The organism is Thermophilibacter provencensis (genome assembly GCF_030372065.1).
Lineage (GTDB): Bacteria > Actinomycetota > Coriobacteriia > Coriobacteriales > Atopobiaceae > Thermophilibacter > Thermophilibacter provencensis_A.
Window position 1 is genome coordinate 136,255 of sequence record NZ_JAUDEA010000005.1, and the last position, 12,523, is coordinate 148,777.

Annotated in this window: 9 protein-coding genes; all 9 read right to left on the bottom strand. The window is 65.9% G+C overall.

All coding sequences use genetic code 11. The annotated features are described in order from the left end of the window. Nucleotides 1–189: 189 nt before the first annotated feature. The 9 genes from QUW25_RS04950 to rpsO all read right to left on the bottom strand — a co-directional run bounded on the left by QUW25_RS04950 (nt 190) and on the right by rpsO (nt 12,139). Complete coding sequence (locus QUW25_RS04950) at nt 190–726, bottom strand: CinA family protein (protein WP_289511108.1); 537 nt, start codon at nt 724–726, stop codon at nt 190–192. A 9-nt stretch (nt 727–735) separates the two neighbouring features. Then, nucleotides 736–1,326 (bottom strand): CDP-diacylglycerol--glycerol-3-phosphate 3-phosphatidyltransferase, encoded by a 591-nt coding sequence (pgsA, locus tag QUW25_RS04955; RefSeq protein WP_289511109.1) that lies wholly within the window; start codon nt 1,324–1,326, stop codon nt 736–738. Beyond that, nucleotides 1,327–2,652, bottom strand: coding sequence for a 30S ribosomal protein S12 methylthiotransferase RimO (gene rimO, locus QUW25_RS04960; RefSeq protein WP_289511110.1), 1,326 nt, complete (start codon nt 2,650–2,652; stop codon nt 1,327–1,329). Nucleotides 2,653–2,665: 13 nt separating this feature from the next. After that, the gene (locus QUW25_RS04965; RefSeq protein ID WP_289511111.1) at nt 2,666–3,163 is read right to left on the bottom strand and encodes a YajQ family cyclic di-GMP-binding protein; all 498 of its coding nucleotides are present in this window, start codon (nt 3,161–3,163) and stop codon (nt 2,666–2,668) included. Nucleotides 3,164–3,198: 35 nt separating this feature from the next. Next, nucleotides 3,199–4,845, bottom strand: coding sequence for a helix-turn-helix domain-containing protein (locus tag QUW25_RS04970; protein WP_289511112.1), 1,647 nt, complete (start codon nt 4,843–4,845; stop codon nt 3,199–3,201). A gap of 1 nt (nt 4,846) precedes the next feature. Then, the gene (locus QUW25_RS04975) at nt 4,847–7,330 is read right to left on the bottom strand and encodes an FtsK/SpoIIIE family DNA translocase (RefSeq protein WP_289511113.1); all 2,484 of its coding nucleotides are present in this window, start codon (nt 7,328–7,330) and stop codon (nt 4,847–4,849) included. Continuing rightward, complete coding sequence (locus tag QUW25_RS04980) at nt 7,331–8,995, bottom strand: ribonuclease J (protein WP_289511114.1); 1,665 nt, start codon at nt 8,993–8,995, stop codon at nt 7,331–7,333. A 507-nt stretch (nt 8,996–9,502) separates the two neighbouring features. After that, a complete protein-coding gene (locus QUW25_RS04985) occupies nt 9,503–11,731 on the bottom strand; it encodes a polyribonucleotide nucleotidyltransferase (protein ID WP_289511115.1) in 2,229 nt (742 codons plus the stop codon). Nucleotides 11,732–11,860: 129 nt separating this feature from the next. After that, nucleotides 11,861–12,139, bottom strand: coding sequence for a 30S ribosomal protein S15 (gene rpsO / locus QUW25_RS04990; RefSeq protein WP_289511116.1), 279 nt, complete (start codon nt 12,137–12,139; stop codon nt 11,861–11,863). Nucleotides 12,140–12,523 lie beyond the last annotated feature (384 nt).

Here is a 12,523-nt window from a genome sequence, read left to right on the forward strand (position 1 = left end):
GAACTGTCCACGTGATGGTATCCGAACAACCGTTCTGTGTCAATACCGCTACATCGAACATAGCAGTGGGCGCTTGCACGCAGGTTCCCCCAAGCTGACGGCTATCTTCACAAATGGGGGCGCTTCTCGTGCGATGGGAAACGTTGCCCAACGTGAACGCGCCGCTGGCCGTGCGTCGGCAAGCACGCATTAGCGGGCAAGATTATCAGATATCTCCACGACACCTTCACGCAGGAGCTCCACGGCGCGCTCCACGGCTGCCCTGCGGACCTCCGCGCGGTCTCCGGGGAACTCGTTGAGGACCGTCCTGGACCCGCGCGCGGTGGCAAGGCCCATCCAGACCGTGCCCACGGGCTTTCCAGGCTCGGCTCCGCCGGGGCCGGCTATCCCCGTCACGGAGACCGCGACGTCGCATCCTAGGACGCGACGCGCGCCCTGGGCCATTTGCTCGGCGCACTCGCTCGAGACCGCGCCGACCCCCGGGGCGTCAAGAACCTCGGATGATACGCCGAGCACCTCATGCTTTACGGGGATGGCGTAGCTCACCACGCCCCCTCGGACAACGAGTGACGAGCCCGGAACGGCGGTGAGGCAGCCGCTGACGAGGCCTCCGGTACAGGACTCGGCCGTACCGAGCGTGACCCCTCGCTCGCCTGCCAGCGCCACGAGCGTCGCGCAGGCGTCAAAGAGCTCGCCGTCATCCTCTATGAGCGTTTTCTCCCCCATGGCCTCTCCCTACGCCTTGAACACGACGTGGCGCGCGTTCCAGAAATACTGAACCCCGGAAACGACGGTGAGCACCACCGCGGCAACCATGAGAGCCCAGGAAATGAGGGAGATGACCCCAAAGTCGTTGAACGAGACGGCCGCGAGGGCAAACGCGAGGTAGTAGCCGCACAGGGACACCATCGTGACCGCGGTCTTGGCCTTGCCGAGGCTGTCTGCTGCTATGACCTCGCCGCTCGAGGCGGCAACCATCCTCAGGGCGCTCACGAGAAACTCGCGCACCAAGATGATGAAGACGACCCACACGGACACGATGCCATCCTCCAAAAGGAGCAGAAGCGCCGAGAAGACCAGGAGCTTGTCGGCAATGGGGTCGAGGAACTTACCAAAGTCAGTGATCTCGTCGCGAGAGCGCGCGAGGTAGCCGTCGACCTTGTCGGTGAGCGAGAGGGTGACGTAGATCAAAAACGCCGCAACGGCAAGGGGGGCGTTGGCATACCCGTGGGCCATCGAGGCGACGACCATGAAGACGGGGATGAAGGCTATCCTCACGCAGGTTACGATGTTGGCTGGCGTCCATACGTCATGCTCGGCGGTCATCTAGAGCCCCTCCTCGACGATTTCCCCGATGAGCTCGTAGCAGAAGGAGTCAACAAGGTCGACGGTCACGATGTCCCCGACGGCAGCCTCGCCGTACGCGATGTGGACCGCTCCGTCGGAATCCGGGGCCTGGAACCACGCGTGGCCGATGAGCTCGGGGCCATCGTCACCCTCCTCGATGCCGTCCACGATGACGCGGACGCGCTCGCCGACGTGCGATGCCGTGGCGGCAAAGCCCAGCTGTTCGGTGAGGTCAATCAGGCGCTGGGTGCGCTCGAGCTTGACGGCCTCGTCGACCTGGTCCGGCATGGAAGCGGCCCTCGTGCCCTCCTCCTGCGAGTAGGCAAAGACGGAGCAGTAGTCAAACTCCTCCTCGGCGATGAAGTCGTAGAGCTCCTCGGCCTCCTCGTCCGTCTCGCCGGGAAAGCCCGCCATGCCCGTGGTGCGCAGCACCATGCCGGGAATCTCGGACCTGAGGCGCGCAAAGAGCGCGTGAAGCTCCTCCGGAGAGCCAGAGCGGCCCATGGCCTTGAGAACGCGCGCCGAGCAGTGTTGGATGGGAATGTCAATGTAGGGCAGAACCTCGTCGACGTCGCGAATCGTGGAGACAAGCTCGTCGGTCATGCCCTCGGGCTGGAGGTAGAGGACCCTCACCCAGCCACCATAGGGGCGTACGACGTCTGCCACGCGCCTGAGAAGCGAGGCGAGGGTGTCCTTCTCCCCCAGGTCACAACCCCACACGCCGGTGTCCTGCCCAATGAGCACGACCTCACGCACGCCGCCCTCCATGAGGTCGCGGACCTCGGCGGCAATCTCGTCCGCGGGACGCGAGTGATAGCGACCGCGGATGTAGGGAATGGCACAGAAGGTGCAGAAGCGGTCGCACCCCTCTGAGATCTTGACAAAGGCGCTCGCGCCCTCGACGGTGCGCAGGGGGACGGCATCCTCCTCCGGCGTGGCGGGTACGTCCACGCCAAGAACGTCGCACACAACGTTGACGATGCCGTCCTCGTCCTCGGCGCGGACAAAGGCGGACACCTCGGGCAGCTCCTCCGCGAGGGCGTCGCCGTAGCGCGAGGGGACGCAGCCGCACATCACGATGGGGCACTCACGCACGCCCGTGCTGCGCTCCTCGGCGAGCTGGAGGGTGGCCTCGACGGACTCCTCGGTTGCGGAGGCGAGAAACGAGCAGGTGTTGACGATGGCAACGTCTGCCTCGGACGCCTCGACGGTCTCCTCGAAGCCCGCGGCCAGCAGCAGGGCCCGCATGCGGTCCGAGTCCACCTCGTTCTTGGCGCATCCGAGCGTGACGATGAGAAACTGCACGGGAACCCCCTCGCTAGCGATAGTTCACAAACTGGAGGGGCTGTCCGTAGTCCCGCTCCTTGAGAGCCGCGATGACCGACTGGAGGACGTCCTTGGAGGCGGAGCTCACGCGGAGCTTGTCCCCCTCGACGGTGGCCTTGGCCTTGACCTTGAGGTCGCGGATGTCCTTGGAGATCTTCTTGGCGGTGTCGGCGTCGATTCCCTGGACGATGGAGCCCGTCTGGCGCACCGTCATGCCGCTTGCGCCCTGGGGGTCGGCCCAGCGGATGGCGGTGAGGTCGATGCCGCGGCGCGTGAGCTTGGTGGCGAGGACGTCGCGAACCTGGCTCGCGACAAACTCGGAGGGAGCCTCGATCTTGAAGGAGCCGTCCTTCTTGGAGAGCTCGAGGGTGGCTCCGGTTCCCTTGAGGTCGTAGCGCTGCGTGAGCTCGCGGGCGGCCTGCTGGTAGGCGTTGTCGACCTCCTGCATGTCCACCACGGAAACCACGTCAAAGCTCGATTCCTTGGCCATGTCTTCAATCCTTCCTCGGGATAGGGTCACGTCTTTTACTGCTGGGAGTTTGTCTGCCCCGTTGCGGCGGGGTCCGCCGTGGTGCCCTCGGCGTTGGCGTCCGTCTCGGGGAGCGGCGTCCCCTCGATGGTCATGGAGCCGAGGCCGCCCGCATGGGACGAGAAGTTCAGGCGCTCGCCGTTCTCGGTCACGGTGACCGCGTCGGGGCTGTCGACCTGAATGGTGATCGAGTCGTGCACGTTGTAGGTGCCCTCCCACGGCCCGGTAACGCTCTGGGCGACCTCGCTCGAGCCGTCGCAGGTGATCTCGAGCCACGTCACCTCGCCGCGGGCAACGGAGACCTTGACGATGGTCTCCTTGACCTCTTCCTCACCCTCACCCTCGGGGTTGTCGGCGTCCTGCTCGTCGCCGTCCGTGGTTGTGGCGTCTGGATCATCGGTTGTGTTGGGATCAGGCTCAGGCTCAGCCTGAGCGTCAGGCGACTCGTCCTCGTCGGTGGCGCTCGCCTCATCATCCGTGGCGTCTTGATCGTCGGACTCTGCCAAAGCGTCCGCATCGTCCGAGGTGTCAGCGTCCTGACCGGTCGTGCCCACGGGGACAACCTGGCCCGTCTGGGAGCCCTGGGTGCGCCCGCTCATGCACGAGCTCACCGAGAAGAGCAGGATGGCGGTGAGCACTATGGCTAGGAGCACGATGAGGGCAAAGAGCGCACGGCGGGGATCGGAGAGAAACTCCTCGACAAAGCCACCTATGCCGCCGCGCCTCGGCGGCCTGCGCCCGCCACCGGAACGAGCCTGGCGCCTCCTGACGTTGGGCCTCTCGACGTTGGCGATGTTTCGAGAGGAGCGACGGCCCGAGAGCGTGGACGCCGGGGCGTACGGGCTCGCCTTGTCGTCATAGCGGAGGTCGTCGGTGTATTCGCTCGGCCTCACGCGCCGGGTGCTCACGTCATCCCTGCGGTACAGCCGCCCGGTGCGCATCTCGCCACGGGGGTCGTCGCGCTCCGGAATGCTGGAGCGGCGCCCCTCGTTGAGGAGCCGTCCGGAGGCGTCGTCCTGACGGTGACGTCGCGCCGTCTGGGACCTCCTTCGCGCCGTGCTCGTAGCGGAGCGTTCCGAGGTGGGCGCCGAGTTGTAGGGTCTCTCGTCGCGCGCGCTCCCGTACTCCTCCGCCGTTGAGCGATAGGATGAGCGCGTGCCGGGGGCAGCATAGCCAACCCCGGCAAGCTGGACGGACGTGCGGGGGCGCGCCGGTGCCGTGGTGGCAAAGGCGCCCATGTCACCGGCGGGACCTCCCGAGGTGGGAAGCAGCGGTCGGTACTCGACGTAGGCCTTGGGCCTCGAGCCCGCCTCGTTGGGAAGGTCGTAGCCAGAGACGCCCCTGCCCGCCTGCGTGTCCCTCGTGCGGCGCCTGAGCTCGTGCGAGGAGGTGCCGTGACGATACTGGTAGAGGTCCTCCTGGAAGAGGTCGACGATCTCTCGGGCGTTCAGGCCGAGGTAGCGCGCGTAGCTGGAGAGCATGCCCTGGGCATAGCCGCTCTGGGGCATGTGCTCGTAGTCGCCCTCCTCAAAGGCAATGAGAACGTCCTCGCGCAGGCGCAGGATCTTTGAGGCCTGCCTGACGGAAAGCCCGAGCTCGTGCCTGCGCGCCACGAGAGCCTCGCTAAAACGCGGGCGTGACATGTTACTCGACCTCCCTGTATGCGGCGTCCTGCACCTTCAGCTCCTCAAGGCCGTCCTTGTCGAGCAGGACCTCCCTCGGCCTGGAGCCGTTTGCGGGGCCCACGACGCCCTTTGCCTCGAGCATGTCCATGATACGGCCCGCACGGGCGTAGCCAACCGAGAGGGCGCGTTGAAGGCTCGAGGTGGAGCCGAGCTGGGACTCGACGACAATGCGCGCCGCCTCCCAGACGAGCGGGTCGTCGTCCTTGGCGGCACCCGGGTCTCCGCCGCCAGGCGCGGTGGGCACCACGGCCGTGAGGATGTCCTCATGGTAGTCCGCCGTGACCTGCTCACGCACGAACTTAACCGTCTGCTCAATCTCCTCATCGGAGACCCAGCAGCCCTGCGCGCGGCGGGGCTTCTTGCCACGCAGCTTGACGAGCATGTCTCCCCTACCGAGGAGCTGCTCGGCACCCTTTTGATCGAGGATGATGCGCGAGTTGATCGAGTTGTCAACGGAGAGCGCCACGCGGTTGTCGATGTTGGCGCGGATGAGGCCCGTGACAACGTCGGCGGAGGGGCGCTGCGTGGCTACGATGAGGTGAATGCCCGCGGCGCGGCCGAGCTGGGCGATGCGCACGATGGAGGACTCAACGTCCTTGCCCGCCACCATCATGAGGTCCGCGAGCTCGTCGATCACGATGACGAAGTAGGGCATGTGCTTGGGCGGGTTCTCCATGTCCGCGTACTTGTCGCCGTCGACGTTCTTGTTGAAGGTCTTGATGTCTCGCACCTTGTAGTGCTCGAAGACCTTGAGGCGGCGCTCCATCTCGGTCACGCCCCACTGCAGGGCGCTCGCGGCCTGGCGAGGCTCCGTGACCACGGGGACGTAGAGGTGCGGGAGGCCCGCGTAGCCCGTGAACTCCACGCGCTTGGGGTCAACCATGATCAGGCGCACCTGCTCGGGCGTGGCGCGCATGAGCATGGACATGATGATGGCGTTGAGAAGGACCGACTTGCCCGAGCCCGTGGTACCGGCCACGAGCAGGTGCGGGAGGCCCGCAAGGTCCACGACGATGGGGTTGCCCTCGGAGTCGCGGCCAAAGGCGCAGTCGAGGGGGCCGCCCGTGGCGTACGGCAGAACGTCCGAGAGGAAGACGGGCTGGGGCTTCTCGTTGGGAATCTCGATGCCCACGAGCGAGGTGCCCGGGATGGGCGCGAAGATGCGCACGGACTTGGCGGCAAGCGAGAGCGCGATGTCGTCCTCGAGGTTCACGATCTTGTTGACGCGCTCGCCCTCGCCCATCGAGATCTTGAAGGTGGTGACCGAGGGGCCGGCGATCCAGCCCTCAACGCGCGAGCTCAGGCCGAACTCCTCGAGCGTGCCCTGGAGCTTTGCAGCGGTTGCGGCAAGCTCCTCCTCGTTGCCGTAGGAGCCGCTGGCGTCCGGGTTCTCGCGCAGGATGGAGAGCGGCGGGAGCTGGTAGGTCTCGTCGGCGTCACCGGGGCGCGTGATCGTGGCGGGAGCCTTGGGAGAGGACGACGCCTTCTCCGTTGTCTTCTCTCCCTTCTGGCGGCGCTTGCGAGCGCCGTCGAGAAAGGCGGGGACCCCGGCGGCGGGCTTGTCCTCGGGAGCCGCGGCTGCGGCGGGCTTCTTGCCGCGCGCGGGCGCGGGGGGCTCGATGAGGGTGGTCGGGGCCTGGTCGGGCTCCAGCAGGGTTGCGGCGGAGCGCTTGGCTCCGCGCTTGAGGACGGTGGTCTTGCGGTTTCCGATGAAGGTCGTCTCGCCGGCACCGCCCTCGTCAAAGAGGGAGGGCTGGACCGCCGGCGCATCCTCCATGTCGGAGGCCGCGTCGATGATGGCCTGCTCGCGACGCTCGCGCAGGCGCGAGCCGTGCTCCTCGGCCACCTCGCGAAGACGCGCGCGCGCCTTGGTCACGGCATCCGAGACGGAGAAGCCGCACACGATGACGCCGGCAGCGATGATGCCGACGAGCACGACGTTGCCCACGACGGAACCTACGAGGGCGAGCAGCGCGTAGGCGATGGCTCCGCCCACGTACCCGCCGGCCTTCTCGGCAAGCGCGACCTCGAACACCATGGTGGGCTCGGCGTCGGCTCCGGCAAGGTTGAGCGAGAGCATCGCGAGGATGGAGAGGACGATGAGCGTGAGGCCGAGGGCGATTCTCCCGGAGACGGGCTCGTCACCGTCCATGAAGAACGTCACCGCAAAGATGAGAATCGCTATGGGCACGAGGAACGCCGCCGTGCCAAACGAGAGCGCGAGGAAGTCATGGAGCGCGCTCGTCACGACCGCCGTCGAGGGAAAGAGCAGCGTCGCCATGAGCGCCACGGCAAAGACGGCGATGGCAACGCCGAGGATGTCCCCCTGGACGGTGCCAACGAGCCTCGCGGGCGCCGCGCCCTTGCGAGGCGACCCCGTTCTTGCGCGTGCCTTTGCTCCCGTGCGGCCCTTTGCTGCGTTTGAAGTGCGTTTGGCCGGCATTTAAACCTCCATCACCACCGGAATGATCATCGGTCGCGAGTGCGTCTTGTTCCAGAGCAGGTTGGACAGGGCGTTTCTGACCCCCCTGCGGAGAATGTCGATGTTGGTCCCGTTTGAGGTCGTGATCTTCTCGACCTGAGCCCTGACGACGCCCTGGGCCTCGCCGAGCAGGAGCTCGTCGGACGAGGAAGAGAGGCCGCGGGCGGAGATCTCGACGGCGCTCACGGAGCCGCCGCGCTTGGAGAGCACCACGGTGCAGGTGACGACGCCGTCCTGGCCGAGCTTCTGGCGGTCGCGAAGAACCGTGGGGTTGGCCTCGGTGACCGTGCCGCCGTCAACGTAGACCACGCCGGACTCAACGGCGCGCCCGCGCTTGACCTTGTGCTTGACGAGCTCGAGTGAGTCGCCGTTGTCGAGGACAAAGACGTGGCTGGCGGGGACGCCCATCTGCTGGGCGAGCTCGGCGTGGGCGCGCAGGTGCTGAGCCTCGCCGTGAACGGGCATGAAGTAGCGCGGCTTGGCCATGGCGAGCATGAGCTTGAGCTCCTCCTGGCTCGCGTGGCCGGAGACGTGCACGAGGCCCTTGCTCTTGTCGTAGATCTCGCACCCGATCTTGGAGAGCGAGTTGATGATCGACTGCACGCTCTTCTCGTTGCCGGGAATGGGCGTGGCCGAGATGATCACGGTGTCCGTCTCGTGGATGGAGAGCGACTTGTGCTCGCCCGTGGCCATGCGAGCCAGCGCGGAGAGCGGCTCGCCCTGGCTGCCTGTACACAGGACGACGATCTTCTCGTCGGGGATGCGGTCGACGTCGTAGGCGTCGATGATGTTCTCCTCGTTGATGTTGAGGTAGCCAAGCTCGCGGGCGACCTTGGTGTTGGTGATCATCGAGCGGCCGGTGACCACGACCTTGCGTCCCACGGCCACGCTGGCGTCGCAGATCTGCTGCAGGCGGTGGATGTGGCTCGAGAACGCCGCCACGAAGACGCGGCCCGGGGCGTTCTTGATGACGTGGCGCAGGTCGCGGCCAACGGCGGCCTCAGAGGGCGTGAAGCCCGGGCGCGTGGCGTTGGTGGAGTCCGAGAGCAGAAGGTCAACGCCCTGGGAGCCAAACTTGTTGATGGCCTGGAAGTTGGGGCGGCGCCCGTCGATGGGCGTCTGGTCAAACTTGAAGTCTCCGGTGTGCATCACGGTGCCGGCGGGCGTCTGGATGAAGACGCCAAAGGCGGCGGGGATGGAGTGCGTCATCGAGAAGAACGTGATGGTGAAGGCGCCAAGGGTGATGGTGGAGCCGTCGGAGACCTCGCGCGTCTTGGGGTTCTTGATGCCGTGCTCGTCGAACTTGCCCTGGATAATGCCAAGGGTGAGCTTGCTCGAGTAGATGGGCACCTTGCGGGTGAGGTCCTGCAGCAGGTACGGGAGGGCGCCGGTGTGGTCCTCGTGGCCGTGGGTGATGATGATGCCGCGGAGCTTGTCCTCGTTCTCAAGAACGTAGGTGTAGTCGGGCAGGATGAGGTCGATGCCGGGCTGGCCCTCATCGGGGAACATGAGACCGGCGTCAACGAGCACCATGTCATCGCCGTACTCGAGGGCGGTCATGTTCTTGCCGATGCCGTCAAGGCCTCCGAGCGGGATGATCTTGAGCGCTATGTCCTTCTTGGGCATTCCTGGGTGGTTCCTTTCGTGGAGCGTTCTGGTAGATATATCAGACGGCCCTTTGGCCGTGCCAATTCACATACCCGTCTATTCTACCCGAGAAGGCCCAAGAGCTGATGGGTTCCACGATGGTTCCACGCGCCGCCTCTCCCCTCCCCGTTCCCACCCGGTTCGTTTCCCTCGGTTTTGGGCAAAACATTTGATGGAAGCGGCGATTTGGCATCAAGGATTTTGCCCAATAGCCATAAGATAGTGTCATGGCGAGAAGAACGCGCAGGTCGCCGTGAGCGGCTGTCCGCCCTGCGGGTTGCAGACATAAAAGATGTTGCCCAAAACCGGCCGGTTCGTCTCGATTTGGCCAAGTCTTTTGGACGGCGCGGGGCAAAAACCCAAAACTCCCTAAAACCGTGCAAGCATTGGCGCTCGGTGGCGAGAAGAGCCTGCAGGCACGAAAAGACGCCCGTCCCATGTGGGGACGGGCGTCCGTCAGCTCATAGAGCGCGTCTCGGGCAGACCCTATGCGTCGTGGTGGCGGCGCGGCTGGCGCTTCTCGCCACCCTCGTCGCCGGGACGACGGCGAGGACCGCGGTGCTCGCGGCGCGGACGGTCCTTCTCGCCATCGTGAGCGTGGCCGTTGCCGGAGCCGGCAGGGGCCTCGGGCTTGTCGATGCGGTCGAGGCTGATCTTGCCCTTCTCGTCGACCTCGAGGACGCGAACCTTGACCTCGTCGCCGATGTTGAGGACGTCCTCGACCTTGTCCACGCGGCCCTGCGCGACGCGGGAGATGTGGAGCAGGCCGTCCTTGCCGGGCAGAAGCTCGACGAAGGCGCCAAAGGGCTGGATGCCCACGACGCGGCCGGTGTACTCCTCGCCCACCTCGGGGACCTTGACGATGGCCTTGATGCGCTCGGCGGCAGCGGTGCCCGCACCGCCAACACCTGCGATGAAGACGGTGCCGTCCTCCTGGATGTCGATCGTGGCGCCGGTGTCCTCCTGGATGCCGCGGATGACCTTGCCGCCGGAGCCGATGACGTCGCGGATCTTGTCCGTGGGGATGGTGAGGGAGATGATCTGCGGCGCGGACTCCTTGGTCTCGGCGCGCGGGCCGGGCACGGCGTCGAGCATGGCGTCGAGGATGAACATGCGGCCGTCGTGCGCCTGCATGAGGGCGGAGCGCAGGATCTCGGGCGTGAGGCCGGTGGCCTTGTTGTCCATCTGCATGGCGGTGATGCCCTTGGTGGTGCCGGTCACCTTGAAGTCCATGTCGCCGAGGAAGTCCTCGAGACCCTGGATGTCGGTGAGGACGACGGTCTTGCCCTCCTCCTGGATCAGTCCCATGGCAACGCCGGAGACGGGGCGCTTGATGGGCACGCCGGCGTCCATGAGGGCGAGCGTGGAGCCGCAGGTGGAAGCCATCGAGGAGGAGCCGTTGGACTCCATGACCTCGGAGACCACGCGAATGGCGTAGGGGAACTCGTCCTCGGACGGGATCACGGGGAGCAGGGCGCGCTCGGCGAGGTTGCCGTGGCCGATCTCGCGGCGCTTGGGGCTGCCCATGCGGCCGGTCTCGCCGGTGCAGAACGGCGGGAAGTTGTAGTGGTGCATGTAGCGCTTGCCGTCGACGGGCTCGATGGTGTCGAGGCGCTGCCACTCGTTGAGCATGCCGAGGGTGCAGATGGAGAGCACCTGGGTCTGACCGCGCTGGAAGAGGCCCGAGCCGTGGACGCGCGGGAGGTAGTCGCCCTTGACCATGAGCGGGCGCACCTCGGTGGGTGTGCGGCCGTCGACGCGCTCGCCGGTCTCCACGACCATGAGGCGCATGGCGTGCTTCTCGAGGGCCTTGAGCTCCACGGGGATGGCACGGCTCCACTGAGCCTGCTCCCCCTCCGTGAACTCGGCCTTGATGGAGGCCTTGAGGGCCTCGACCTTGCCGATGCGGGAGAGCTTGTCGGCGTCCTTGAGGGCGGCCTCCATCTCGTCGTAGTGGGCGAAGATGCGGTCGTGGACCTCGGGGATGGGCTCGTCGAGGATGTACTCGCGGACGGGGAACTCGCCGTTGACCTCGCGGACCTTGGCGAAGAACTTCTGCTGCTCGGCGCAGAAGGCGGCGATGGCCTCCTGACCAAAGGCCATGGCGGCGAGCATGTCCTCCTCGGAAATCTCATCGGCGCCGGCCTCGAGCATGGAGATGAAGCCCTCGGCGCCACCGAGCTCGAGGTCGAGGTCGGAGTTGTCGCGCTCCTCGTAGGTGGGGTTCACGATGAACTCATGGGTGTCGTGGTCGCGGCCGATGCGCACGCACGCGAGCGGGCCCTCGAAGGGCACGCCGCCCACGGTGAGGGCCGCGGAGGCCGCCATGATGCAGATGGTGTCGACCGGGTTGATCTGGTCGGCCACGAGCGTGGTGGCAACAACCTGGACCTCGTTGCGGAAGCCGGCCGGGAAGGACGGGCGCAGCGGGCGGTCGATCATGCGGGCCGTGAGGGTGGCCTTCTCGGAGGGGCGCGCCTCACGCTTGAGGTAGCCGCCGGGGATGCGGCCCACGGCGTACATCTTCTCGATGAAGTCGACCGTCAGCGGGAAGAAGTCGTAGTCCTTGCGCTCCTTGGAGACCACCGCGGTGAGAAGGACCGTGGAGTCACCGCACTTGACGAGGCAGGAGCCGGTGGCCTGCTTGGCCAGCTCGCCGGTCTCGAGCACGTAGTGCTTGCCGTAGAGGTCGAACTCGTGTGTAACCTTTGCCATTTCTTTTCCCTTATCTCCGCCTGCCCCATTGCAGGCGGGCCGTCTTGGCGGACCTTTGCCGCCCGCCCGCGCTTCTCGCGGGCAAACCAAAGAAGGGGCGCCCGCGGGCGCCCCTTCGAATGACCGCTACTACTGGATGTTGTCGCGGATGCCGAGGCTCTTGATGAGGGTGCGGTAGTCCTCGATGTTGCGAGCCTTGATGTAGGAGAGCAGACGACGACGCTTGCCGACGAGCATCAGAAGGCCGCGGCGGGTGTGGAAGTCCTTCGGGTGCGTCTTCATGTGCTCGGTGAGGCCCTTGATGCGCTCGGTGAGGAGGGCAACCTGCACCTCAGCGGAACCGGAGTCCTTGTCGTTGGCGCCGTACTGGGCCACGAGCTCGGCCTTGCGCTCCTTGGTAACTGCCATGTCAAACCACCTTTCTCAGAAATTCGCCCCGAACTGGGAGGCCGTCAGGCAGTTGGCGAGCCACCAGGTACGGGGTACGGACCTGCGGTAGTGTAGCACATGGGGTCTGGCGGCGCGAGGTCCTTCTCGGCTTCGCGGCTTCTCCACGAGAGCGACCCTGGGCCCCCGCCGTCTTGGGCATCCCCTGCCGCTTTTCTTGGGTTTTGGGCAAAATGTTTGATGCGTGGGGCATACACTGGGCTTGTCACATCAAACATTTTGCCCACAACCAGCTAAAACAAGGCGAGAAGGACCTTTTGACGGGCTCGAAGGGCCTTGGGAAACGTGGCATATCAAACCTGTTGCCCAAAACTTCCCTAAAGCTCACGGAAATGCCAATCGCGC